Origin of the sequence: Nonomuraea purpurea (assembly GCF_042650645.1) — a bacterium.
Lineage (GTDB): Bacteria > Actinomycetota > Actinomycetes > Streptosporangiales > Streptosporangiaceae > Nonomuraea > Nonomuraea purpurea.
This window is the reverse complement of record NZ_JBHSBI010000008.1, coordinates 319,206-342,162: the sequence shown is the minus strand read 5'-3', so window position 1 is coordinate 342,162 and position 22,957 is coordinate 319,206. Positions and strand designations below refer to the sequence as shown.

The following is a 22,957-nucleotide window of genomic DNA, read 5'->3' as shown; positions in this document are numbered from 1 at the left end:
CATCACCATCCCGCGGAGGCGCCGCCTGCACGGCCGCCGGGTTCGGCCCTCTCGGCCGCGGCCACCCAGTCGTCCTCGGGGACCTCCGCCCAGTGCGGCACCCGGTCGGTCAGCACCAGGCCCGACGTGCTCACGCCGCGCTCGCTCCCGGAGGGGCCGCCGAGCCACACCGGGCCCGACTCGACGCGGCGCCGCACGCCTCGTCCTGGCAGCAGGACCAGCAGGCTGATCAGGAGGAACAGCCCCAAGGACACCCCGATGAGGAAGAACAGAATCTCCACCGCGCTGTTCACAACTCGACCGTAATCCTCGGCGGCGGGTCCGGCCAGACCCCTTGCGGAGCGTCCTCGGTCGATCACCGGGTTAAGATCTTCGATGGGGACGGGCGACCGTTGCCGGCGCCCGAGGCATCTCTAGAGAAGAACGTAATAGATACCCCGAAATCACGCGTGGAACACGACGAGCCGGGCCATAAAACTATGGACAGGGCAACACTAGGAATCGATGAGAATCGCGAGCTACGGTGAGTGACGTGGACTCCGACAACCAGCGAGAAGACGGTCCCAACGCGTCGCCGATCTGGGTGAGCGACCGACCAGACAGTGAGCAGACCGCTGCCGCGACGCCATCGGCGCCCACCACCACGTACGCGCCGATCGAACGCGTGTCCGTGCGTAGCCTGCTGCAACAGCCACGCGTCCGCCACCTGCGCAACCGCGCGATCCTGGCGGTGGTCGTCGGCCTCGTGGTGGGCTTTCTTGTGCGCGACTGGCGCTTGGGCGTGACGGCGGCCGTGATCGCGGCCGTCGCCGATGCGGTCTATCGCGCGCGCCACCACTCGTCCGTGCCTGCCTGGCGGCGGACGTCCGTGGCTGAGCGCCGCACCGAAGCGCAGCTCCGCAAACTGGAGCGCAACGGCTATCGCACGCTGCACGCCAGGGCGATCCCGGGCAGCGAGGCCCAGATCGACCACCTCGTGGTGGGCCCGACAGGCGTGTACGCGGTCGACTCGGAGAAGTGGGACAAGCGGCTGCCCGTACGCGTGCAGATGGGCAAGAAGCTCTTCCACGGCCCGTTCGACATGAAACCCCGTCTGACCGAGGCGAAGTGGGAGGCGTCCCAGGCCAGCGAGCTGATCACCAAGTCGTTCGGCCGCGAGGTCGCGGTGGTGCCCTCCCTGGCCATCTACGGCCCACCGGTGCCGTGGAAGATCATGACGATCCGCGGCGTGGACGTCTACCAGGGCGACCGCGCACGCAAGTGGATCACCAAGCGGGAGCGGGCGCTGACCGACGGCGAGATCGACCGGATCTTCGACATCGCCGCCGAGGTGCTGCCGGCCCGTTACGGCGAAGGCTGATTCGCGTCCCCGCGGGGCCCCGCCCCGCGGGACAGCCGTACGCCGAAGTCGTCGAGGCCGGCGGCCAGTTCCGCGCTCGGCGGGAGCGCCTGAGGAAGGCGCGAGTAGAGCGCGGTGCCGAATCCGGCGATACGCACGATGTGGTCGATGAGCGCCTCCCTGTCGCGCGGCCACGGAAACGACGGCTGCGCGATCAACAGCGACACGCAGCCGTGCACGGCCGACCAGAGGCCGAGCGCGAGCTCCTCGGGGTCGCCCTCGAAGACGCGGGTCTGCACGCAGGCCGAGACCGCGTTCACCATGTGGCGGAAACATTCGGCCGCGGCCGGCGGCACGTCCGGCCCCGTCGACGGCCGCATCATCAGCACCCGGTACTGCACCGGGTGGTCGAGGGCGAAGCGGGCGTAGGCGCGTGCGCATCTGCCGAGGGCGAGCAGCGGGTCGCCCTCCAGATTCTCGCTGAACAGTCTGCCGAGCTCGTGCCACACCCGCATGCAGACGGCCTCGACGAGCGCTTCCTTGTCGGCGAAGTGCAGGTAGACCGAGGGCGTCGACACCCCCGCGCGCAGGGCGACCGCGCGCAGCGTGAGCGCGTCCTCGGTGCCGGACTCCGCCAGGAGGTCCTCGGCCGCGCGCAGGATCTCCTCCCGTAGCAGCAGCCCTTCTCCGCGCCGGGCGCGTACGCGTCTGGTGGTCATGTATCTCACGTTGACGCCGTCAGGTTAACGATGTCAACCTGAGGTCCTTGGCGAAGGGATATGACGAAAAATGGGGACTTTTCGGGAAGCAACTGCTGTGACTGCACGGGGCGACGGCGTGTTCGACGCCGAACTCGACGCCCAGTGGAGCGTCGGCACCCGCCTGCACGGAGGCTACCTGCTGGCCGTGCTGGGCAGGGCCGCCTCTGAGAGCGCGGCCGGCGAGGGGCATCCGCACGTGACCGCCGTCAGCGGCACCTTCGTCGAGCCGCCGGAGCCCGGCGAGGCGGTCGCGCGCGTGGAGACGCTGCGGGTCGGCAGAAGCGTGGCCCAGGTCAGGGCGGCGCTGGTGCAGGAGGGCAGGATCCGGGTCGAGGCGCACGTCACGCTCGGCCTGCTGGACGAGTCCGACCCCTGGTGGTCGGCGCACGAGCCGGTCGCGCTGCCTCCCGAGCAGGACTGCTTCCTGGCGCCCGTCGACCCGCCCGGCGCGGACATGCACGTGCCGCTGATGGCCGTGGTCGAGGAGCGCATCGACCCCGAGCACCTGGCCTTCGCCTTCGGGGCGCCGTCCAGGCGCGGCCTCATCGCGACCTGGCAGCGGCTGGCCGACGGCTCCGACTGGGACCCGCTGAGCCTGCTGGTGGCCCTCGACCCGGTGCCGCCGGTCTCGTTCGACCTGGGGCTGTCGGGGTGGGTGCCGACGATCCAGCTCTCGGCCTACATCCGAAGGCTGCCCGCCCCCGGCCCCATCAGGGTCCGGCTGACGGCCACGGACGTCGGCGGCGACCGGATGGACGAGGTGGCCCACGTCTGGGACGACAAGGGCCGCCTGGTGGCGCAGTCGACCCAGCTCGCCGCCGTACGTCTGCCCGGCTAACGGTAGATCGTCGGGACCGAGCCGCACCACGGGAAGAACTCGGCCTTGGCCGCCCTGGTGATGTCGCCGCACGCGCCCACCTGGGTGGGCCGCTCGGCGCCCTTGACCCGCAGGACCAGCACGGCCTTGTCCAGCGGGTACTGACGAGGCGAGCCGGCGCCGAAATCGAGCGCGCCGGTGGCGCCCTCGATGGCGTGGCCGCTCTGGTCGGGCGTGTACAGGGTGCCGAGCTGGCGCCAGACGGAGTAAGAGTTCACCGGTACGCGGTGCCGTTCCTTCCCGAGCCGCCGGATCGCCGTGATCATGGTCTCCGCGGCGTCGTACGACAGGGCGGCGTGCCCGTCGAGCGTCCGTCCAGGGCCGGGCTCCTCGCACTCGAAGGGAAACGTGGCGAACAGGTCGGCGTAGAAGTCGTGCCGCTGCGGCTGCCCGCACTTGTTGGGCGCGACGGCGAACGACTGGTAGTAGTAGCCCACGCCGCTGACGGCCGACCTGACGCGGACGTCGGCGACGTACCTGGTGACGTCGTCGCCGCCGAGGATGGTCGGCGGCGACCCCGCGCACTTGTCGGCCACGCCCTTGACGAACTCGGCGAAGTCGGGGATGCCGCGCCCCGCGAAGTACACCAGGCCCTCGAACCCGCACGCCGACACGCCCGCGTCCCTCGGCTCCCCGTCGTAGACGTCCTCGCTCCTGTCGTCGGGGCCCGGCTTGGCGGACCCGACCGGCGTGAAGCGGCGCCTCTCGACCGCGAAACCACGATCCTTGAGCCGGGCCACGACCCGGGAAGCGAGGTTGGAGGCGTAGTAGTCGGTCACGTCGTGCGAGTAGTAGACCCGGGCCCGCCGCTTGACCTCGCCCTTCTCGACCAGCGAGTCGGCGAAGGCCGCGGCCATCCACGCCTGCCTGGAGTTCTGGGGCGCGACCTGGAAGTAGAACGGCGACTCGCTCACCAAACGGTCGGCCGACAGCGTGGATGCCACCATGGGCAGCCCGGCCTTGCCCAACTCCTGGATGGCCGCGACGGTCTCCTGGCGGCTCTGGTCCAGGCCGACCACGCCCACGATGGGCGCCTCGTCGTCGCGGTAGCGCAGCAGCAGCCTGGCGATGCGCGAGCCGTGCTCCATCCGGCCGCCGGCGTTGGCGAGCAGGATGCGGATCAGCGGCTCGCTGGGGCCGGCGGAGCCGTTCTGGCGCTTCTGCGCGATCGCGACCCCTGCCAGGCCCTCCCTGGCGGCGGCCAGCGTGTCGCGGTCGGAGGAGGTCAGCGCCGCCAGGTAGACGATCGTCACGTACGGCCGTTCGCTGCCCTCGTGCAGCCGGGCCGCCCGCTCGTTCTCCCGTTGCAGCACGGCCTGGACGCGGACCATCTCGGCGTTGCCCGGGGTGAACAGGTAGTCGGGCTCGGCCACGCCCACGCACTGGGTGCCGGCCAACTGCCTGCCGCTCTCCGTCCACGGGGTCCACAGGCCGTCGGCGCAGGCGCTACGCTGCCAGGCGGCGGTCTGGCCCGCGTACGCGCCGACCGCGCCCGCCAGCGCCATCCAGAACAGCGCGATCGCCGTCCACGTCGACCACCACGGGGCCACGCGGGCGGGCGGCACCCAGGTGGGTTCGGCGGCGTCGTACCTGGTCAGGTCGGGCGGAACGGGCGGCGCCGTGATGACCAGCGGCGCCATGAGCGCCTGCCGCCAGGCGTCGGGCTCGGCGGCCGTGACCAGCTCTCTGCGCCAGCGCACGAGCCGCCACAGGGGCTCCTCGTCGTCCTCCAGCGGGACGGTGCCAGGGGTGTAGGAGACGACCACGACCGGGTCGAATCTGCCGAGGTCGGCGCGCCGCTCCTCGATCAGCTTCATGAGCGGGCCCGCGTGCTCGTTGAGCAGCAGCAGGGGGTAGAAGACGTGGCCCGCGCCGCGTACGTGCAGCGGAGAGCGCCTGTACTGCCGGTGCAGGTCGTCCATCAAGGCCGACAGCAGCACCCGCGCGGCCCGGCCCTCGTCGGCCGGGTCGAAGGCGGCCAGCAGCGCGGGGACGCCCGGCGCCTTGGAATCGCCCTGCGAAAGCACGCGCCGCAGCCGGCGGAAACGCCCGCTCAGGAGTGGCACGCGCCCGCTGACCCGCAGGTCGTGCACGAACCCGGGTAAAAGCCGCAGCAGCAGGTTGACGGGGAAGGGCACGTGCTCCGCGCCCTTGTCGGCGGTCTCGACGCCCCAGCCCCAGGTGCGGTCGGCCTCGCGCAGGATCCTGCGGGCCCGCTCCTCCTTGCCATGGGAGTCGGCCAGGCTCTCCATGAGCTGGGCGACCAGGCGGTAGTGGGGGAAGCGCAGCCTGGTGCTGCGCAGCGCGACCACGACGCGCGAGAGGATCTTCGGCGCGTCCTCCCCCGGCTGGACGTCAGGGTCCGCGCGGGGGATGCCCGGCGAGATCACATGCGTGGCGGGCTTGCCCCGCGGCGCAAGGATCGACGGCCAGTCGCCGGCCTCGCTCAGCCGTACCAGGGGGACGCCCCGGCGATCGACGTACTGTCCGTCGTCGCTGACGCCGCGCCACCTGGCCAGCAACGGCCGCCTGGCGACGTGCGGGGAGTCCTGGACTCCCTCTCCCCTGGCCGGTCTGCGGCACAGGCGGTCTATCGTGTGGATGAAGTTGCCGACCCTGGCCGGGTCGTCCAAGATGATGCCGCCATGGCTCATCTGATCTCTCTAACACGAGTTCGGCGGGGTGTCGGCCGCGTTTGCGGAACGATCCGGTAACCAAGTGTCCGATGTGTGGACAGGCGTCTCAACTACCGGGCGGTGGCCGTAAAATGTGAAGACTTGCTAGCGATGGGAGATGCGCAATGCCCGCCCTCAGGTCACGTACAGTCACCCACGGCAGGAACATGGCCGGTGCCCGGGCCCTGCTCCGGGCGACCGGCGTAGCCGGGAGCGATTTCGGCAAACCGATCATCGCCGTGGCCAACAGCTTCACCCAGTTCGTGCCCGGTCATGTTCATCTGAGGGAAGTCGGCGACGTGGTCTCGGCCGCGATCAGGGAGGCCGGGGCGATCCCGCGCGAGTTCAACACGATCGCGGTGGACGACGGCATCGCCATGGGCCACGGCGGCATGCTCTACTCGCTGCCCTCGCGCGAACTGATCGCCGACGCCGTCGAGTACATGGTCCAGGCCCACTGCGCCGACGCGCTGATCTGCGTCTCCAACTGTGACAAGATCACGCCGGGCATGCTGCTGGCCGCCTTCAGGCTGAACATTCCGACGATCTTCGTCTCCGGCGGCCCCATGGAAGCCGGCAAGACCCCGGGCAAGAAGCTCGACCTGATCGACCCGATGATCGCCTCCGCCGACGACTCCGTCTCCGACGCCGAATTGCTGGAGATGGAGGAGAGCGCCTGCCCGACGTGCGGCTCCTGCTCGGGCATGTTCACCGCCAACTCGATGAACTGCCTGGCCGAGGCCATCGGCCTGGCGCTGCCGGGCAACGGCACGATCCTGGCCACCCACAAGGCGCGCAAGAAGCTGTTCGAGGACGCCGGCCGCCAGCTCGTGGAGATCACCCGCCGCTACTACCAGGATGACGACGAGTCGGTGCTGCCGCGCTCGATCGCCACCCGCGAGGCGTTCGAGAACGCGATGACGCTCGACGTGGCCATGGGCGGCTCGACCAACACGATCCTGCACATCCTGGCCGCGGCCCGCGAGGCCGGGGTCGACTTCGGGCTCAAGGAGATCAACGAGATCTCGCTGCGGGTGCCGTGCGTGTGCAAGGTCGCCCCGGCCACGAACAAGTACCACGTCGAGGACGTCCACCGCGCCGGCGGCATCCCGGCCATCCTCGGCGAGCTCGACCGGGGCGGGCTGCTGCACCGCGAGGTGCCCACCGTGAACGGCGGCACGCTCGCCGACATGCTGGCCTCCTGGGACGTGCGCTCGCCCGCCGTGCTGCCCGAGGCCGTGGAGCTGTGGCACGCCGCGCCGGGCAACGTGCGCACGGTCAAGGCCTACTCCCAGGACAACCGCTGGGACTCCCTCGACGTCGACCGCTCGGCCGGCTGCGTCCGCGACCTTGAGCACGCCTACACCGCCGACGGCGGCCTGGCCGTGCTCTACGGCAACATCTCGCGCGACGGCGCGGTGGTGAAGACGGCCGGGGTCGACGAGTCGATCTGGAAGTTCAGCGGGCCCGCGGTGGTGTTCGAGTCGCAGGAGCAGGCGGTCGAGGGCATCCTCGGCGGGCGGGTCAAGGAGGGCGACGTGGTGGTCATCCGCTACGAGGGCCCCAAGGGCGGCCCCGGCATGCAGGAGATGCTCTACCCGACCTCGTTCCTCAAGGGCAGGGGCCTGGGCAAGGTCTGCGCGCTGATCACCGACGGGCGTTTCTCCGGCGGCACCTCCGGCCTGTCGATCGGGCACGCCTCGCCCGAGGCGGCGGAAGGCGGCGCGATCGCGCTGGTCGAGGATGGCGACATCATCGACATCGACATCCCAGGCCGCTCGATGGAGCTGCGGGTGCCCGAGGACGTGCTGGCGGCGCGGCGTGTGCGGCTGCTGGCCGACCTGGGCGGCTACCGGCCGCGCGACCGCAGCCGGCCGGTGAGCGTGGCGCTGCAGGCGTACGCGGCGATGACCACGTCCGCCTCCACCGGCGCGTCGCGCGATCTGTCCCAGTTGTCGAAGTGATGAATACCTGTCCGGTGGGCCACCTCACTCACCGGACAGGTTTTCGAAAAATGTCGGTCGTCATCCCTATTCTTGGGGTATGACGACAGTCGTGAAGCACGATACTCGCCCGCTGACGACCGCCGAGATCGCCGCCCTCGCACTCTCCCTCGCCCACCTCGGCTCGGGCCCGCAGGCCGTCACCGCCAGGCGCGGCCTGCAGCACGCGTTCGAGCACCTGGAGCTCGACGACGACGTCATCGCCACCACGCTCACGACCCTCACCGAGCCGCTGCCCGTGGAGGTCGCCTCCAGGGCCAGGCTCATGGCCGACGCCATCACCAGCCGTCTCATGATCCGCCTGCACTACCGCGACGCCTCCGGCACGATCACCGCGCGCGAGGTCGAGCCGGTGACGTGCCTGGTCCACCGCGAATACTGGTACCTGGTCGGAGTGTGCAGGATGCGCCGGGGCATCAGGGCCTTCAGGTTCGACCGGATCATCGCGGTCGAGCCCACGCTGACGCCGTCCCGGCCGCACCTGGCCGACCGGTTCCTGCCGTTCCAGCGCCGCAAGCGCGCCAAGGCCGCCTAGGAAAGCGGCCATCGGGGCGGCGGGCTCCGTCGCCCCGATGGCCGGCTACACCCTAGGAGGAGCAGCAACCCCCGCCGCAGCAGCCGCCGCCGCCGCTCGCCCGGGGCGCGCTCGCGCCGCCGGTCATCGAGACCGTCGACAGCAGCTTGACCGTGTCGTCGTGACCGTCGGGGCAGATCGCCGGGTCGCCGGAGGCGGACATCGGGCGGGAGACCTCGAACGTGGAACCGCAGGCGCGGCAGCGGAAGTCGTAACGCGGCATGGGTCAAGCGTACGAGATGTGCGCGTGATCGGACACCGGCTCGTAGCCGATCGACCGGTACACCGCGTTACTCGTGGGGTTGGACAGGTCGGCGAAGAGCACGACCTGCTCGCAGCGCTCGGCCAGGCCGCTCTGGCTGGCGAAGGCGGTGACGGCCGCGCCGTACCCGCGCCTGCGGCACGAGGGCGGGGTGTAGACGGGGCCGATGCGGCAGACCCCGCCGCAGGACGGGGACAGGGCGGCCAGCGAGACCGGCACGCCCTCCGGCGACTCCCACACGAACAGTTCGCGGGCCGCCAGCCGCCGCGCCACCCGGTCGGCCGGGTCGCCGGTGCCGCCGCCCGTCTCCGCGTCGAAGGCGTGCCACCAGCTCACCAGCAGCGGATAGTCGGCGGGAGCGGCCGGCCTGCCGCGGCCCGGCGCGTCGGGGACGGAGAGCGCGCCGAGGCGGTAGAGGCGCTGCGCGATCGTCCGGCGCGGCGGGCCGAGCAGCCTGGTGACCTCGGAGGTCAGCTCCATGGTGCCCACCACGCCGGGCACGTCGCGCAGCGCCTCCACCAGCGGGGGGACGGCCTCGACCGGCATCGCGGCCAGCCCGACGGGATGCGGCGGGGTGTGGAAGACCGCGCCGCGCACCTCATCGCCGACGCTCCACCAGCCGAAACGGGGGTCCTCCACGGGCATGCCCGCCCGCAGATTGGCCAGGACGGTCAGCGCCACGGTGTTGCGCACCGGGTCGCCGAGCAGGAACGGCTCGGCGACCTCGGCGTACGCCTCGACGTCCGAGGTCAAGGTCCACATGCCTGCCATGGTGTCAGGCGGTGGCCTCCCGGTTCAAAGCGTTTCAGGCCGCGGCCTCGAGGTAAGGCGCCCATTGTGGATCTCCGACGAGGGACGCGCCGATGAGCCTCCAGTGGGCGCCCCGTGGCACCGCGGGGTTGACGCGCAGCGTCCACCCCAGCTCCTCCAGGTACTTGTCGGCCTTTCTGTGGTTGCAGGTGGTGCAGGAGGCGACGCAGTTCTCCCAGGTGTGGGTGCCGCCCCTGGATCGGGGAATGACGTGGTCGATGGTCTCGGCCCGCTGGCCGCAGTAGGCGCAGCGGTAGTCGTCGCGTCGCATGAGGGCGGCCCGCGTCAGCGGGATGCGCGACCGGTAGGGGATGCGGACATATCTTTTGAGCCTGATCACCGAGGGGACGTCGAGCGTGCGGCTCGCGGAGCGCAGCACCGCGCCCCTGCCGTCGCGGTGGACGACGTCGGCCTTCTCTCTCAGCACCAGCACGATGGCGCGGTGCAGCGAGAGCGTGGTCAGTGGCTCGTAGGTGGCATTAAGCAGCAGGACTTGGCGCATCATCGGGCCTCTCCCTGCTGCGCAGGTATCAAAGGGGACATGCCGTGGCATGTCCCGCCTGTCGGCCCCTCCTGGGGCATGTGTGCTTCCGTCACGTGGACCTCCGCCGGACGGTCCAGCGGATGGTCACCACGGCACCGTCCTGTCACCAAGTCTGGCGTTTGCACCGTGGTCCCCGCCACCCCAAAAAGCTCCCGAAGGAATGACTCCAGGGACGCACAGTACCTTTTATGCCCACTTCACCAGCGCTTTACGCCTGCTCGTTGGCAGTAAGGTTCCTGCATGACGCCAGAGTCGTACCCGACCGCACGCCGCGAAGAGACCGCCGACATCCTGCACGACACAGCCGTCCCCGACCCCTATCGGTGGCTGGAGGATCCCGACAGCCCCGAGACCAAGGGATGGCTGCTCGGGCAGTCAGAGCTGTTCGGCAGGAACCGCGGGCCGCAGCGGTTCAAGAGCCGCATCGCGGAGCTGCTCAGGTCCGGCTCCGTGGGCACCCCGGCGTGGCGCGGCGGGCGCCACTTCTTCAGCCGCCGCACCCCCGACCAGGAGCACGCCGTCTACTACGTCGTCGAGCCTGATGGCACCGAGCGGGCGCTGATCGACCCGATGGCGATCGACCCGTCCGGGCTGACCACGCTCGACGCCGTGCAGCCCGACAAGGAAGGGCGGCTGCTGGCGTACCAGATCTCGGTGGGCGGCAACGAGGAGTCCATCCTTTATGTGATGGACGTCACAACGGGTGCGCGGGTCGAGGGGCCGATCGACCGGTGCCGCTACTCCCCGATCGCGTGGCTGCCCGGCGGCGAGGCATTTTACTACGTACGCAGGCTGCCGAGCAGCGAGGTGCCCGAGAACGAGACGCAGTTCCACCGCCGCGTCTACCTGCACCGCGTGGGCATCTCCACCGAGGAGGACGTGATCATCTTCGGCGAGGGGCTGAAGATGACCAACTACTACGGCGTCTCGGTCTCGCGCGATGGGCGCTGGCTGCAGGTGTCGGCCCACGAGGGCACCGCGCCGCGCAACGACCTGTGGATCGCCGACCTGACCTCCTCCCCCGCCGACCGGCCCGAGCTGCGGGTCGTCCAGGAGGGCGTCGACGGGCAGACGGGGCTGCTGTTCGGCCGCGACGGCCGGCTCTACGTCCACACCGACCGCGACGCCTCCAGGGGCAGGGTGTGCGTCACCGATCCGGCCGAGCCCGGGTTCGAGACCTGGCGCGACCTGGTCCCCGAGGACCCCGAGGCGGTGCTGAGCGACTTCGCGATCCTCGACGACCTGGAGCGCCCGGTCATGCTGGTGGGCTGGACCCGCCACGCGATCAGCGAGATCACCGTCCACGACCTGGAGAGCGGCGATCGGGTCGGCGAGGTGCCCACGCCGGGACTCGGCTCGATCGGGGGCATCTCCGAGCGCCCCGAGGGCGGCCACGAGGCCTGGTTCGGCTACACCGACAACACCACGCCTCCGACCATCCAGCGCTATGACGCCAGGACGGGCCAGACCACGCTCTGGGCGGCCTCGCCGGGCGCGGTCGAGGTGCCGCCGGTGCGGACGTCCCAGGTCGTCTACCAGTCGGAAGACGGCACGGACGTGCGCATGCTGATCATCTCCCCCGCCGACGACACGCCGGGGCCTCGGCCCACGATCCTGTACGGCTACGGCGGCTTCGGCCTGTCGATGACCCCCGGCTACTCCGCCTCCATCCTGTCCTGGGTCGAGGCGGGCGGCGTCTACGCGATCACCAACCTGCGCGGCGGCGGCGAGGAAGGGGAAGACTGGCACCGCGCGGGCATGCTGGGCAACAAGCAGAACGTCTTCGACGACTTCCACGCCGCCGCCGAGCACCTGATCAGTACCGGCGTGACGACCTCCGCCCAGCTCGGCATCTCCGGCGGCTCCAACGGCGGGCTCCTCGTCGGGGCCGCGCTGACGCAGCGCCCCGACCTGTACGCCGCCGTCGTCTGCTCGGCGCCGCTGCTCGACATGATCAGGTACGAGCAGTTCGGGCTGGGGGCCACCTGGAACGTCGAGTACGGCACCGCCGAGGACCCAGAAGAGTTCGGCTGGTTGTGGAGCTACTCGCCCTACCACCACGTCAAGGAGGGCGTGGCCTACCCCGCGACGATGTTCACCGTCTTCCAGTCCGACACGCGGGTGCATCCGCTGCACGCGTGGAAGATGTGCGCGGCGCTGCAGCACGCCTCGGCGTCCGGCCGTCCCGTGCTGCTGCGCAACGAGACCGAGGTGGGCCATGGGGCGCGGTCGGTGAGCAGGTCGGTCGACCTGTCGGCCGACACGCTGACCTTCCTCGCGCGGCACACCGGCCTCTGAGCCCACAAGAACATTCTGGGGCCGGCCCCCTGGGCGGGGCCGCCCCCAGCGAGCCCGGTCAGCCGGTGCCGGGTGGGGCCAGGGAGGTTGGGGACGCTTCGGGAAGCGGGCGGGCGGCTTCGGGGCGCAGGCCGTCGAAGATCATGCTCAGGTAGCGGCGCCAAAGGCCGGGGAGGGCGTCGCCCAAGGGGGCCGTGGCCTGTGAGACGGCGTTGATCAGGAGCACGACGTCGTGCCCCGTGACGTCGCCACGTATGTGGCCGTCCCGCCGCGCACGTGAGGTCAGCGATTCCGCGACCGCCACCAGCCGGTCGCCAGCGGCCCTGACCTGCGCTTCGTGCCGGAGATCCGCCGTGAGCGCCTGACAGAACGCCCGGTCGGACGCCTGCAGCTCGACCGCCGCCGCCATGAACTCCAGCAACGCCCCACCGCTGCCGGCCTCGCCGGCCCCCTCCGCCCCACCGCTGCCTGGCACGCCAGACGGCCCTCCACGGCCCTCAGGGGCGTCCGGCGGCGCCGAGCCGCCGTCGCAACCCTCAAGGCGGTTACGCGGCGCTGTGGGGCTGTTGAGCAGGGCCTCGCCCTTGGCGGTGAGGCCGTCCAGGCGGTCGCTGAAGATGGCCGCGACGAGCTGCTCCTTGGTGGCGAAATGGCGGAACACCGTGCCCTTGCCGATGCCCGCCCGAGCGGCGATGCGCGCGATCGAGACCTCGGTGCCGTGCTCGGCGAGCTCGGCGGCGGCCGCGTCCAGCAGCAGCCTCCTGTTGCGTACGGCGTCGGCCCGCATCTTGCTCATGTCCCGACCCTATCTTCAAGCGGACCGCCCGGTCATATTATGCTTCAAGCGACACAACATGACCGAGCGGTCCGCTTAAGGGGGTCCCAAGCATGAGAGCGCTGATAGCCGGCGGGTACGGCGGGGTCGAGGTGCTGGAACTGGCAGACAGGCCGGTGCCGCAGCCGGGGCCCGGCCAGATCCAGGTCAGGATCGCGGCCGCGGGGCTCAATCCGGCCGATCTCAGGCTGGTGAGCGGGGTGTTCATGGAGTCGGCGCCGGTGGCGTTCCCGCACGTGCCGGGCAGCGACTTCGCGGGAACGGTCACCGCCACCGGCGAAGGAGTCGAACGATTCGCCCCGGGCGACGAGATCTTCGGCCTCGGGCTCGCGCGGGCGGCGGGCGGCATGGCGACCGCCCTGTCGTCGCCGCCGTCGTTCACCACGGGGACGATGGCCGAGTACGCGCTCTTCGACGCCGACACCCCCGCCCTCGCCCCGCGACCGGCCGAGTTGCCCGCGGAACACGCCGCCATCCTGCCCATCGCGGCCCTGACCGCCCTGCCGCTGCTGCGGGCAGGCGACTACACGGCCGGGATGAGCGTGCTGGTCATCGGGGCGGCGGGAGGAGTCGGCGGGGCAGTGGTGCCATTGCTGGCGGCGCGGGGCGTCCACGTGATCGGCACCGCCATCCCCGAGGACGAGGCGTACGTGCGCGGTCTGGGCGCCTCGGAGGTGATCGACTACCGCTCTGCGGACCTGACCGAGGAGACCCTGAGACGACACCCTGGCGGCGTCGACGGCCTGGTGAACCTGGCTCTGCCCGGCCCGTCCCTGCCCGCCGTGACCCTGGCCGTACGGCCAGGAGGGCGCCTGCTGAACATCGCGTTCCCCAGCCCGGATCCCGCCACGAAGATCGAGACCGTCTACACGCGGGCGCGGCCAGGCGACCTGGACGAGTTGGCCGCGCTCGCCGTCAAGGGCGTCCTGCCCTCCACCGTCACCCGCCGGTACCCGCTGGAGGAGGCCGCACGGGCGTACGCGGACCTGGTGGAGCGGCACGTCGCTGGCAAACTGCTCGTGACCATGGGCCGTGCTAGCGCGGGAAGATGATCGTCTTGTGGCCGTCGAGCAGCACCCGCTGCTCGGTGTGCCACTTGACGGCCCTGGCCAGCGCCACGCACTCCACGTCGCGCCCGATCGCCACCAGGTCCTGCGGCGAGTGGCTGTGGTTGACCCGGGCCACCTCCTGCTCGATGATCGGCCCCTCGTCCAGGTCGGAGGTCACGTAGTGAGCGGTGGCGCCGATGAGCTTGACGCCGCGGTTGTGGGCCTGGTGGTAGGGCTTGGCGCCCTTGAACGACGGCAGGAACGAGTGGTGGATGTTGATGGCCCGCCCGGCCAGCTTCTCGCACAGACCCTCCGACAGCACCTGCATGTAGCGGGCCAGCACCACCAGGTCGACCTGGTAGTGCTCGACCAACGCCAGCACCTCGGCCTCCTGCTTGGCCTTGGTCTCGGGGGTGGTCGGCAGGTGGTGGTAGTCGATCCCGTACGACTGCGTGAGCGGCCGCAGGTCGGGATGGTTGGAGGCCACCGCGACGATCTCGATGTCGAGCGCCCTGGACCTGACCCGGTAGAGCAGGTCGTTCAGACAGTGGTCGAACTTGCTGACCATGATCAGCACTCGCGGCTTCCTGGCCACGTCGCGCAGCTTGAACTCCATGCCGAAGTCGGGCGCGAGCGTGGCGAAGGCGGCGTTCAGTTCGTCCTCGCCCAGCGGGCCCGCGAACTGCACCCGCATGAAAAAGCGCTGCGCGACCCGGTCTCCGAACTGCTGGCTCTCGATGATGTTGCAGCCGCGCCCGGCCAGCAGGCCGGAGACGGCGGCGACCACACCGGGGCGGTCGGGGCAGGACAGGGTCAGGATGTATTCGGCGGCGCTGGTCATGCTTCACTCTCGCGGACGTGGGGTCGTAGTGCGCCTGGGCAGAGTAGCGGTAGGCGGCCAACGCCGAGAGTACCGGGGACGGCCGGGTTCGCGGCGCATATTTACGCGGAGCGTTACATTCCGCAGCTTTTGGTAGCTTTGCGTTAATATTTCGCCCAATCTTGGGTAGTTATCGGTTCTTACCGACTTTTGAGCGGGGGATGGAGTGTCGGCCTTTGGAAGCTGCCGTACTGATCGTGCTCGCCGGCCTCTTCGCCGTCGTCTCCGGGGTCAACGACGGCGGCGCTCTCCTGTCGACCGGGCTCAAACTCCCCTCCATACGCCCGGCGGTCGGCGTTCTCGTGCTGGTGACGATGGTGGCCGCCGTGCCGTTGGTCACCCACCAGGTGGCGCTGACATTCGTGACCAGGCTGGCCTCCTTCCACGGGCCGGGCGAAAGGATCGCGATGGCGCTCGCGGTGGTCTCGTCCTTGACCGTGGTGACCGTGCTCAGCGCCAAAGGGCGGCCGACCAGCCTCACCCTCGCCATCGTGGGCGGCGTGTCCGGAGCGGGGCTGGGCTGGGGGCTGCCGGTCTCGGGCGGATCGGTGGCGCGGGTGGTGGCGTTCGGCCTGGCGGCGCCGCTGGTCGGCGGGCTGCTGGGGTGGGTGCTCATCCGGTTGCTCGTGGCCGCCACGACGGCCAGGGGTCTGCGGCGCTGGCACTGGGCGGGGTTCTTGGTGCAGAGCCTGGCGTACGCGGCCAACGACGCGCAGAAGATGCTGGCCGTGTTCATGGTGGCGTTCGGGTTCTCGGGGGCGCCGTTCGCGTACACGTCGCTGGCGGCCGTCCTGTTCGGCCTCGGCATCGTGTACGGCCTGCCCAAGGCGGGACGTACGCTCAGCCGCGAGATCATCGTCTCCCGTCCCCCGCACGGGGTCTCCGCCGAACTGGCCGCGGGAGCGGCGGTGATGGGGTGCGCCGGGCTCGGCATGCCGGTGAGCATGACCCAGGCCATCGCCGGGGCGCTCATCGGAGCAGGCGTCGCCCACGGCGGCGGCCGAGTCCGCTGGTACGCCGCCACCAAAATCGTTTCAGCCTGGCTGCTGACCCTGCCGGCGAGCGCCCTTCTGGGCTGGAGCCTGGCCCTGCTGGTGCGCGGCTTCGCGGGGGTGGAACTCCCATGAAGGACATACGGCACTGCGGCGAGGCGAAGACTCAGAAGGCGGTCCGGCGATGAAGCGGCTGCGACGGATCCGCGACCTCATGACCGGGCGTATGGACAGCGCGCTCACGGAGGCGCTGCTCGGCCAGCTCCAGGCCACCAAAGAGGGCGCGTGGCTGGCCATGGCGATGATCGGGGGCGAGGTGGGCAGGACGGGAGCGCACGAGCAGATGCGCTCGATCGAACACCTCGGCGACGAAGAACGCGCCCGCCTCATCGAAGAACTCAAGAACGCCCTGGTCACGCCCATCGATCGAGAGGACCTGTTCCGGCTGTCACGCTCGATCGACGACGTGCTCGACTCGCTGCGGGACTTCGTCCGCGAATCCCACCTCTATCGCGTGCCCGACCAGATCCGCTTCACCCCCATGCTCGACCAGGTCATCGTGGGCATCGAGGCCCTGGAGAACGCCGTCTGCGACCTCGCCACCCGCCCCTCCGTCGTCGTCCATGACGCCCTGGAGGCCAGGAAGGCGGGCGGGGCGATCCGGCGGATGTACCAGTACGAGATCTCGCGGATCTTCTCCGGCGAGGTCACGGCCGAGGCGTTGAAGGAGCGTGAGCTGGTACGCCGCCTCGAAATCGTCGGCATGTCGATCGGCGAGGCGGCGGACGCCATCACGGACGGTGCGATGAAACGATGACACCCCGAGGGTCAGCGAGGCTCGGGGAAAGCGTTGACTCCCGTGAGTTCCGCGGACAGCGTCCAGAGGCGGGCGGCCTGGTCCGGGTCGATGGCGTGGGGGCGCACCCCCGGCCCCTGCGTGTCGTCCGTGACGGCCTCGGCGATGTCGCAGTCCTCGCAGTACACCCCGCCCATCCCTTCGAGCTGCGGCGACGTCGCGGCCCACACCTGGGTGGCCGCGCCCTGCTCAGGGGTCTTGAAGGAGGGGTCCAGCGGGTTGCCCTCCTCGTCGATCCATCCGGCGGCGACCATCTCCTGTCTGGGCAGGTGGCGCTGCAGCGGGGTCATGATGCCGCCGGGGTGCAGGGAGAACGCGCGGACCCCCGCGTCGCGGGCGAGGGCGTCGAGGTGGACGGCGAACAGGACGTTCGCGGTCTTGGCCTGACCGTAGGCCTCCCACTTGTCGTAGCCGCGCTCGAACTGCATGTCCTCCCAGCGGATGCCCGAGCGGCGGTGGCCCGCCGACGAGACGCTCACCACCCGCCCCCTGCCGCGGGCGATCGCCGGCCACAGGCGGTTGACGAGCGCGTAGTGGCCGAGGTGGTTGGTCGCGAACTGCGCCTCCCACCCGAAGCCGACCCTCGTCTCGGGGCAGGCCATGATGCCCGCGTTGTTGATGACGATCTCGATGTCGCGGCCGGAGTCGAGGAACCGTTCGGCGAACTGGTGCACGCTGTCGAGGTCGGCGAGGTCCAGTTCGTCGACCTCGACGCCGCTGATCGCGCCGACCGCCTCCTGGGCCACGTCACGGCGGCGGGCGGGGACGACGACATGAGCCCCGGCCCGGGCGAGCGCACGCGTGGTCTCCAGCCCGAGGCCCGAATAGCCGCCGGTGACGATCGCCAGCTTCCCTGACAGGTCGATCCCGTGCAGCACGTCCTCAGCGGTGCTCCTGGCGCCGAAACCCGACCCGATCTTCTGTTGTGGCGTTGTCATACGACCACGCTAGAAGTTGGAGCGCGCTCCAGGTCAAACGACGCGCCCACCTGCCCTTCCGCTCCGAGCGGAGCTACCGTCTGAACGGTGGACGACCAATACGACGACCGCCCCGCCGCGCGGGTCGTCTGTCTCGACCGTGACGGCAGGGTGCTGCTCATGCACTGGTACGACCAGGTCAGCCGCGCAGCGGTGTGGGAGCCGCCGGGCGGCGGCATCGATCCGGGGGAGAGCGCGCTGGAGGCCGCCAGGCGCGAGCTGGCCGAGGAGACCGGGCTGCCGGGCGCGGCGGTGCTCGATCGCCACGTCCTGGTCGAACGCGACTTCTCGTGGCTCGGCGTGCGCTATGTGAAGACCGAGCCGTTCTTCCTGGCCAGGTTCGACGGGGTACGCCCCGAGGTGGCCCCGAAAGGGCTCACCGACGAGGAACGCGCGGCCTACCTGGGCTACACCTGGGCCGAGGAGCTGCCGGCAGGGGTTGATCCGCCCGACCTCGCGAAAGTGGTCGAACGACTCGTGACGGACGCCCCCGCCTCATAGACCGCCGGACGAGTGCCCCAGCTCCGCCAGCGTCGTCGTCATGAGCCCGCGCAGCAGCGTCCCCGCCAGCTTGTCGTGCTCGTCCTCCACCGACAGCCCTTTGGCCACCCTCTCCCTGTAGATCGCCCGCTCCCGCCCTCCGGGATAGGGCAGCGCCGTCATCCCGACGACGACCGTGGCCCGGGTCCCGCCCCTGGGCAGGATCGCCACGGCGTGCGTGCGCAGGCAGACCTCGTCGGGAGCCCCGAACCAGCCGCACTTGATCCCCGTCTCCGGCGACCGCGTCACCTCACGGAGGCCGAACGTCTGCGGCCCGCTCACCTCCCGCATCCAGCCCACGATGGTCGCCGCCACCGGATCTCCGGCGACGGCGGCCTGGGCGAGCTCGGCGTAGGCGGTCGCGACCTCGTCGGCGGCGACCTCCACGGACCCGAACCGCGAGGGGTCGCCGTTCGGCGGCGACCAGGCGACGCCGGTGCGCCTGCGCAGGTCGTCGAGGATGACGCCGGGGCCGACGGCGAGCCACAGGTTGAGCGTGTCGGCGTTGGAGGAGACGACCACGGCGGGCTCGGCGTGGCGGCGCCACCGGGCGGCATCGTGGATGCGGTCCGCGCACACCCACGCGTACAGGGGCTTGAGCAGCGAGGCGCAGCGCAGCCGCGTCTGGCCCGATCTGACGCTCACCGTGCGGGCGGGCGGACCGCCGTAGCCGCGCCTGATGCCCGCGGCCTGGGCGCTGGCGGCGTGGTCAAGGTCGTTGAGCAGCTCGTTGAACCCCACGGACCCCACCGTACCTACGAGGGGCTCTCCCAGCGGCCTTGGTACCACTCCATGCTCGGTGGCGCGCCCGGCAACTCGCTCGCGCCGGGGGCGCGCAGGCCGTCGAGCGCGATGGTCAGCAGGCGCTGTTTGACGCGTTCGTGCTCCTCGCTGGACGGCCCGGGGGCCGGGCGGCTGAACTGCTCCACGAGCAGTGAGATGTCCAGCGTGGTCACGTCGCCCCTGAGCACGCCGGCCGCACGCGCCCTGGAGACGACCTGGCCGGACAGCTCGATGGCCTTCCCGGCGGTGCGCGACATCTCCTCGGTGACCTCGATGGTGCCCGCCACCGGCGCCAGCGCGCCCGCGCGGTAGGCCACGCAGGCGCGTACGTACATAACCAGGCCCTCCCACGGGTCTCGTGCGGCCAGCCCCGCCTGCGCGGCCTCGACGCCGCGCTCCATGGCGATCAGGCACAGGCGCTGGAGCAGTTCCTCCTTGGTGCGGTAGCGGCGGTAGAGGCTGCCCATGCCGACGCCCGCGGCCTTGGCGATGGCCGACACCGGCGCGTCGAACCCCTGTGTGGTGAACACCTCGTGCGCCGCCCGCAGCAGCCGCAGATCGTTGCGCGCCGCCTCGGCCTGCCTGCCGCGTGTGCTCATGCCGTAGAGGATAGCCCGGTTGCGGAGCGTTCCGCTCCGATATAGATTCCGGAGCAATACGCTCCGACTAAAGAGGGATGGCAGATCATGCGCGCAGTGGTGTTGAGGCGGTACGGCGGGCCGCAGGCGCTGGTCGTGGAGGAGGTCCCCGACCCCGTGGCCGGGCCGGGGCAGGCGCTGGTCAAGGTGGCGGTGGCGGGCATCACGTTCGTCGAGACGCAGGTACGCGCCGACAGAGGGCCGAGGCGCGCGGACCTGCCCGCGATCCTGGGCAACGGCGTGGCGGGCACGGTGCTCGCGACCGGCGAAGGCGTGGACGCGGCGCTGGTCGGCACGCCGGTGGTCAGCATGCTGAACGGGTACGGCGGCTACGCCGAACTGGCCGTGGCCCGCGTTGACGATCTCATCCCCGTCCCCGACGGGCTGACCCCGCAGGTCGCGGTGGCGCTGCTCGCCGACGGGCGCACGGCCGTCGGCCTGGCCCGTGCCGCCGCCCCGAAGCCCGGCGAATGGGTGCTGGTGGAGGCCGCGGGCGGCGGCGTGGGCAGCCTGCTCGTGCAGCTCGCCCGCCGGGCGCGGGCCCGCGTGGTGGGCGCGGCAGGCAGCGCGGCCAAGCGCGACCTGGCCGCCGGCGTGGGCGCCGAGCTGACGATCGACTACACCGACCCCGGCTGGACGGACGTGGTGCGCGCGGCGACGGGCGGCCTGGACGTGGTCTTCGACGGCGTGGGCGGCGAGATCGGCGCGGCCGCCCAGAGGCTGTTGAAGGACGGGGGCAGGCTCAGCGTGTACGGGATGGCGGGCGGCCCGATGACCACCCCCGATCCACGCGTGACAGCCGTCGCCTGGCCCCCGACGAGCCTGCGCGAGCTGGCAGAAGAGGCCATGGCCGAGGCCGCCGCCGGACGCCTGCGTCCGACGATCGGCGCCGTGTACCCGCTGGAGGGCGCCGCCGAGGCGCACGCCGCCATCGAGGCCCGCACGATCGTCGGCAAGAGCGTCCTCGACGTGGGCCTTTCATGACAGCCCCGTGTCACACCCCGAACCTGACCCACGAAACCACGAGCGCGATCGGCACCAGCGCGACCACGGCCAGCGCGGTCACCACCTTCCACCGGCGCGCCACCCCCGCCTCCGTCACGAACGCCGCCACGGTCCCCGCCCCCGCGCAGGTCGCCGCGGCGGTGACCGCGTGCGCGAACGACGACGTCCACGAGGGCAGCGCCTCCCCCACGGCTCTGAGCACGACGACCACCCCTGCGGCCACCAGCGTCACCCGCCGCCCCGGGCGCACGTCCACCCGTTCGAGGGCCAGGGCGGACCCGGCGAGCAGCGCAAGGGTGATCACCACCACGAGTCCGACGGCCGGGGCCAGGCAGCCCCAGTCCTCGCAGCCGACACCGGTCCACGCCAGGCGCACGGTGGCCCACCACAACACCCCCAGCACCGCGGACACGGCAGCCGCCCGCCCCATTCGCCGCCACATGAGCTCATGGTCCCACCTGGGCGGGCGTGGTGGTCAGCCCAGGCGTTCCGCGCGGCGCTCGTCCGCTTCGGCCTGCGCCGTGCGTCCCAGCGTGCGCAGCGCGACGGCCCGGTTGGCGTGCAGGTCGGCCTGCGGTTGCAGCTCGATCGCGCGGGTCAGGTCCGCGACCGCCCCCTCCAGGTCCCCGACGGCGTAGCGCAGCACGCCCCGGTTCCCCCACGTCGCGGCCAGTTCGGGGGCGAGCTCCACGGCCTGCTCCAGCGCCGCCTCCGCCGCGGCGTACCGCCCGGCCGCCGTCTCGATCTGCCCCAGCACCGTGAGCAGGTGCGGGTTGCCGGGCGCGAGCGCGAGCCCGGCCTCGACGTCCGCCCTGGCCTCCGGATCTCTGCCGGAGACGGCCAGCAGCCCGGCGCGGTTGACGTAGGCGTCCAGGTAGCCGGGGTCGAGCTCGATCACCCGCCCCAGGTCGGCCAGCGCGCCGTCGCTGTCGCCGCGCACGGTACGCAGCTCGGCCCGGTTGTAGTACGCCTCGGGCAGCGGTGGCCCTGCCGCGATGGCCCGCTCGTAGTCGGCCAGCGCCTCCTCGTGCCGTCCGAGCTTGAACAGCAGGTTCCCCCGTTCCAGGTAGTGGTCGGGGAAGGCGGGGTCCAGCGCGATCGCGGCCTCGTAGTCCTCCAGCGCCTCCTTGGCGTGCCCGAGCGCGGCCAGCAACTGGGCCCGGTTCGCCAGCAGCACCATCCGGTGTTGCGGATGCCGCTCCCCCAGCTCGCCCGCCAACTCGATCGCCGACTCGACCAGCGCCAGCGCCGCCCCGGGCCGGCCCTGACGCAGCTCGATCAGCGCCAGTCCGTTGCGGTCGAAGCCGAGCTTGAAGGCCCGCTCCGCGGGGTCGGGCAGCAGGCTGGAGATGGCGATCGCCTCGTTCATCCACCCGCGGGCCCTGGCCAGGTCGCGGCGGGCGGGATCGGGGTGGCGGGCGTCGAGCATGGCGGTCCCGTACGCGCCGGCGGCGTGCATGGCCGGATCCTGACTGCTCAGGCGGACCCGGTCCCACAGCGCGCGGGCCTCGTCGGTGCGCCCGAGCCCGCCGAGCGCGGTCGCCGTGCGCTGGGCGAAGCGCCACCACCGTTCGCCGCCCGGCTCGGCCCGCGCCATGCCGCACTCCCCCAGCTCGACCACGGCGTGCAGGAACCCCTCCCGCGTGCAGCGGTCCACCAGCGCCCAGAGTTCGTCGTCGCCGCGGGTGTCGGGGCCTGACGAGGGGCCGCCGGAATACACCGTGATCGTCAGCGTCCCGGCAGGGATGCGCCGCATCATCACCTCGAGCAGTTCGACGTCCGTCGGGTCGGCCTCGGCGCCGTTGCACACCGCGAGCGCCCGTCCGGGCGGCGCCGCGTCGCGCACGAACTCCGCCAGCCCGTTGGCCAGCCGCAGCGTACGGCGGGGCGCGGGCACGAGGATGCGCTCCTCGTCGGTCAGTCCCGCCTCGATCGTGACCCGCCTGGCCGGCACGAGCGCGGCCAGTTCCGGAGCGGCGGCCCTGATCTCGATGTCGTGGGCCGCCACCAGGCCGCCCGGCCGTTCCAGCGCGTCCGGCACCAGGTGGCCCAGCAGAGCGGCGGCGACGGTGTAGGGGCCGCGTGGCCGGCGATGCCCGTCGATCAACGGCATCAGCGGCCTCGCGGCCTCCCAGCGGGCCGGTGGTTCACCCCGGACCCGCAGGTGGGACCTCTTCTCGCTCACCCCTTGTGAATGACGCCGGAGGTCCCGGCGAGCCTCGCGGTGCCAGGCTTGCGAACAACGATGCGCTTCATGAC

23 protein-coding genes are annotated in these 22,957 nt (G+C 71.4%); 10 read left to right on the top strand and 13 right to left on the bottom strand.

Features of this window, described 5'->3' with window-relative positions; translation table 11 throughout:
- Positions 1-2: 2 nt before the first annotated feature.
- On the bottom strand, positions 3-293 hold the full coding sequence (locus tag ACFOY2_RS18520) for a hypothetical protein (protein ID WP_379529287.1): 291 nt from the start codon (positions 291-293) through the stop codon (positions 3-5).
- Positions 294-532: 239 nt separating this feature from the next.
- Here ACFOY2_RS18520 and ACFOY2_RS18515 point away from each other — a divergent pair, with 239 nt between their 5' ends.
- Positions 533-1,360 carry a nuclease-related domain-containing protein gene (locus ACFOY2_RS18515; protein ID WP_379529286.1) on the top strand — a complete coding sequence of 276 codons (828 nt, stop codon included), beginning with the start codon at positions 533-535 and terminating at the stop codon, positions 1,358-1,360.
- Here ACFOY2_RS18515 and ACFOY2_RS18510 read toward each other — a convergent pair.
- Positions 1,345-2,058, bottom strand: coding sequence for a TetR/AcrR family transcriptional regulator (locus ACFOY2_RS18510; RefSeq protein WP_379529285.1), 714 nt, complete (start codon positions 2,056-2,058; stop codon positions 1,345-1,347). The genes ACFOY2_RS18515 and ACFOY2_RS18510 overlap by 16 nt on opposite strands.
- Before the next feature lie 97 nt (positions 2,059-2,155).
- Here ACFOY2_RS18510 and ACFOY2_RS18505 point away from each other — a divergent pair, with 97 nt between their 5' ends.
- Entirely contained in the window at positions 2,156-2,938 is a 783-nt protein-coding gene (locus ACFOY2_RS18505; protein WP_379529284.1) for a thioesterase family protein, read from the top strand.
- On the opposite strand, the gene ACFOY2_RS18500 is transcribed toward ACFOY2_RS18505, so the two are convergent.
- Positions 2,935-5,631 carry a hypothetical protein gene (locus tag ACFOY2_RS18500; protein ID WP_379529283.1) on the bottom strand — a complete coding sequence of 899 codons (2,697 nt, stop codon included), beginning with the start codon at positions 5,629-5,631 and terminating at the stop codon, positions 2,935-2,937. The two genes, ACFOY2_RS18505 and ACFOY2_RS18500, sit on opposite strands and share 4 nt — an antisense overlap.
- A 146-nt stretch (positions 5,632-5,777) precedes the next feature.
- On the opposite strand from ACFOY2_RS18500, the gene ilvD reads away from it, so the two are divergent.
- Entirely contained in the window at positions 5,778-7,616 is a 1,839-nt protein-coding gene (ilvD, locus tag ACFOY2_RS18495; RefSeq protein WP_379529282.1) for a dihydroxy-acid dehydratase, read from the top strand.
- A 79-nt stretch (positions 7,617-7,695) separates the two neighbouring features.
- Positions 7,696-8,190, top strand: coding sequence for a helix-turn-helix transcriptional regulator (locus ACFOY2_RS18490; protein ID WP_379529281.1), 495 nt, complete (start codon positions 7,696-7,698; stop codon positions 8,188-8,190).
- A 52-nt stretch (positions 8,191-8,242) separates the two neighbouring features.
- Here the strand turns inward: ACFOY2_RS18490 and ACFOY2_RS18485 are convergent, their stop codons facing one another.
- The 3 genes from ACFOY2_RS18485 to ACFOY2_RS18475 are packed head-to-tail and all read right to left on the bottom strand — an operon-like array spanning position 8,243 to position 9,803.
- Positions 8,243-8,452 carry an FmdB family zinc ribbon protein gene (locus tag ACFOY2_RS18485; protein ID WP_379529280.1) on the bottom strand — a complete coding sequence of 70 codons (210 nt, stop codon included), beginning with the start codon at positions 8,450-8,452 and terminating at the stop codon, positions 8,243-8,245.
- 3 nt (positions 8,453-8,455) lie between these two features.
- Positions 8,456-9,253 (bottom strand): GNAT family N-acetyltransferase, encoded by a 798-nt coding sequence (locus ACFOY2_RS18480; RefSeq protein WP_379529279.1) that lies wholly within the window; start codon positions 9,251-9,253, stop codon positions 8,456-8,458.
- Between the two features lie 43 nt (positions 9,254-9,296).
- The gene (locus ACFOY2_RS18475) at positions 9,297-9,803 is read right to left on the bottom strand and encodes an HNH endonuclease (protein ID WP_357814933.1); all 507 of its coding nucleotides are present in this window, start codon (positions 9,801-9,803) and stop codon (positions 9,297-9,299) included.
- A 282-nt stretch (positions 9,804-10,085) separates the two neighbouring features.
- Here ACFOY2_RS18475 and ACFOY2_RS18470 point away from each other — a divergent pair, with 282 nt between their 5' ends.
- Complete coding sequence (locus tag ACFOY2_RS18470) at positions 10,086-12,143, top strand: prolyl oligopeptidase family serine peptidase (RefSeq protein WP_379529278.1); 2,058 nt, start codon at positions 10,086-10,088, stop codon at positions 12,141-12,143.
- A 58-nt stretch (positions 12,144-12,201) separates the two neighbouring features.
- Here the strand turns inward: ACFOY2_RS18470 and ACFOY2_RS18465 are convergent, their stop codons facing one another.
- Positions 12,202-12,939 carry a TetR/AcrR family transcriptional regulator gene (locus tag ACFOY2_RS18465; RefSeq protein ID WP_379529277.1) on the bottom strand — a complete coding sequence of 246 codons (738 nt, stop codon included), beginning with the start codon at positions 12,937-12,939 and terminating at the stop codon, positions 12,202-12,204.
- A gap of 92 nt (positions 12,940-13,031) precedes the next feature.
- Between ACFOY2_RS18465 and ACFOY2_RS18460 the strand changes: the two genes are divergently transcribed.
- Complete coding sequence (locus ACFOY2_RS18460; RefSeq protein ID WP_379529276.1) at positions 13,032-14,030, top strand: NADP-dependent oxidoreductase; 999 nt, start codon at positions 13,032-13,034, stop codon at positions 14,028-14,030.
- Here ACFOY2_RS18460 and purU read toward each other — a convergent pair.
- Positions 14,014-14,868 (bottom strand): formyltetrahydrofolate deformylase, encoded by an 855-nt coding sequence (purU, locus tag ACFOY2_RS18455; protein ID WP_379529275.1) that lies wholly within the window; start codon positions 14,866-14,868, stop codon positions 14,014-14,016. The two genes, ACFOY2_RS18460 and purU, sit on opposite strands and share 17 nt — an antisense overlap.
- Positions 14,869-15,083: 215 nt before the next feature.
- Here purU and ACFOY2_RS18450 point away from each other — a divergent pair, with 215 nt between their 5' ends.
- Positions 15,084-16,034: an inorganic phosphate transporter gene (locus tag ACFOY2_RS18450; RefSeq protein WP_379529274.1), complete on the top strand. Its 951-nt coding sequence runs from the start codon at positions 15,084-15,086 to the stop codon at positions 16,032-16,034.
- A 49-nt stretch (positions 16,035-16,083) separates the two neighbouring features.
- Entirely contained in the window at positions 16,084-16,716 is a 633-nt protein-coding gene (locus ACFOY2_RS18445) for a DUF47 domain-containing protein (protein ID WP_379529273.1), read from the top strand.
- An 11-nt stretch (positions 16,717-16,727) separates the two neighbouring features.
- Here the strand turns inward: ACFOY2_RS18445 and ACFOY2_RS18440 are convergent, their stop codons facing one another.
- Complete coding sequence (locus ACFOY2_RS18440; protein ID WP_379529272.1) at positions 16,728-17,693, bottom strand: SDR family NAD(P)-dependent oxidoreductase; 966 nt, start codon at positions 17,691-17,693, stop codon at positions 16,728-16,730.
- A gap of 87 nt (positions 17,694-17,780) precedes the next feature.
- On the opposite strand from ACFOY2_RS18440, the gene ACFOY2_RS18435 reads away from it, so the two are divergent.
- Positions 17,781-18,233: an NUDIX hydrolase gene (locus ACFOY2_RS18435; RefSeq protein WP_379529271.1), complete on the top strand. Its 453-nt coding sequence runs from the start codon at positions 17,781-17,783 to the stop codon at positions 18,231-18,233.
- On the opposite strand, the gene ACFOY2_RS18430 is transcribed toward ACFOY2_RS18435, so the two are convergent.
- On the bottom strand, positions 18,228-19,013 hold the full coding sequence (locus ACFOY2_RS18430) for a hypothetical protein (protein WP_379529270.1): 786 nt from the start codon (positions 19,011-19,013) through the stop codon (positions 18,228-18,230). The genes ACFOY2_RS18435 and ACFOY2_RS18430 overlap by 6 nt on opposite strands.
- A 14-nt stretch (positions 19,014-19,027) precedes the next feature.
- Entirely contained in the window at positions 19,028-19,654 is a 627-nt protein-coding gene (locus ACFOY2_RS18425) for a TetR/AcrR family transcriptional regulator (protein ID WP_379529269.1), read from the bottom strand.
- Between the two features lie 87 nt (positions 19,655-19,741).
- Between ACFOY2_RS18425 and ACFOY2_RS18420 the strand changes: the two genes are divergently transcribed.
- On the top strand, positions 19,742-20,677 hold the full coding sequence (locus tag ACFOY2_RS18420) for a zinc-binding dehydrogenase (protein ID WP_379529268.1): 936 nt from the start codon (positions 19,742-19,744) through the stop codon (positions 20,675-20,677).
- 10 nt (positions 20,678-20,687) lie between these two features.
- On the opposite strand, the gene ACFOY2_RS18415 is transcribed toward ACFOY2_RS18420, so the two are convergent.
- Together ACFOY2_RS18415 and ACFOY2_RS18410 are read right to left on the bottom strand one after the other, a co-directional pair.
- Complete coding sequence (locus ACFOY2_RS18415; protein ID WP_379529267.1) at positions 20,688-21,140, bottom strand: hypothetical protein; 453 nt, start codon at positions 21,138-21,140, stop codon at positions 20,688-20,690.
- Between the two features lie 33 nt (positions 21,141-21,173).
- Entirely contained in the window at positions 21,174-22,883 is a 1,710-nt protein-coding gene (locus tag ACFOY2_RS18410; RefSeq protein ID WP_379529266.1) for a tetratricopeptide repeat protein, read from the bottom strand.
- Positions 22,884-22,957: the final 74 nt, after the last annotated feature.

Bases quoted from the DNA above. Each gene is read 5' to 3' on its own strand.
- ilvD (WP_379529282.1), top strand. From the start codon at position 5,778: ATGCCCGCCCTCAGGTCACGTACAGTCACCCACGGCAGGAACATGGCC.
- ACFOY2_RS18415 (WP_379529267.1), bottom strand. From the start codon at position 21,140: ATGTGGCGGCGAATGGGGCGGGCGGCTGCCGTGTCCGCGGTGCTGGGG.
- ACFOY2_RS18420 (WP_379529268.1), top strand. From the start codon at position 19,742: ATGCGCGCAGTGGTGTTGAGGCGGTACGGCGGGCCGCAGGCGCTGGTC.
- ACFOY2_RS18470 (WP_379529278.1), top strand. From the start codon at position 10,086: ATGACGCCAGAGTCGTACCCGACCGCACGCCGCGAAGAGACCGCCGAC.
- ACFOY2_RS18480 (WP_379529279.1), bottom strand. From the start codon at position 9,253: ATGTGGACCTTGACCTCGGACGTCGAGGCGTACGCCGAGGTCGCCGAG.
- ACFOY2_RS18445 (WP_379529273.1), top strand. From the start codon at position 16,084: ATGAAGCGGCTGCGACGGATCCGCGACCTCATGACCGGGCGTATGGAC.
- ACFOY2_RS18475 (WP_357814933.1), bottom strand. From the start codon at position 9,803: ATGCGCCAAGTCCTGCTGCTTAATGCCACCTACGAGCCACTGACCACG.
- ACFOY2_RS18490 (WP_379529281.1), top strand. From the start codon at position 7,696: ATGACGACAGTCGTGAAGCACGATACTCGCCCGCTGACGACCGCCGAG.
- ACFOY2_RS18465 (WP_379529277.1), bottom strand. From the start codon at position 12,939: ATGAGCAAGATGCGGGCCGACGCCGTACGCAACAGGAGGCTGCTGCTG.
- ACFOY2_RS18425 (WP_379529269.1), bottom strand. From the start codon at position 19,654: ATGAGCACACGCGGCAGGCAGGCCGAGGCGGCGCGCAACGATCTGCGG.
- ACFOY2_RS18500 (WP_379529283.1), bottom strand. From the start codon at position 5,631: ATGAGCCATGGCGGCATCATCTTGGACGACCCGGCCAGGGTCGGCAAC.
- ACFOY2_RS18510 (WP_379529285.1), bottom strand. From the start codon at position 2,058: ATGACCACCAGACGCGTACGCGCCCGGCGCGGAGAAGGGCTGCTGCTA.
- ACFOY2_RS18440 (WP_379529272.1), bottom strand. From the start codon at position 17,693: ATGACAACGCCACAACAGAAGATCGGGTCGGGTTTCGGCGCCAGGAGC.
- ACFOY2_RS18485 (WP_379529280.1), bottom strand. From the start codon at position 8,452: ATGCCGCGTTACGACTTCCGCTGCCGCGCCTGCGGTTCCACGTTCGAG.
- purU (WP_379529275.1), bottom strand. From the start codon at position 14,868: ATGACCAGCGCCGCCGAATACATCCTGACCCTGTCCTGCCCCGACCGC.
- ACFOY2_RS18460 (WP_379529276.1), top strand. From the start codon at position 13,032: ATGAGAGCGCTGATAGCCGGCGGGTACGGCGGGGTCGAGGTGCTGGAA.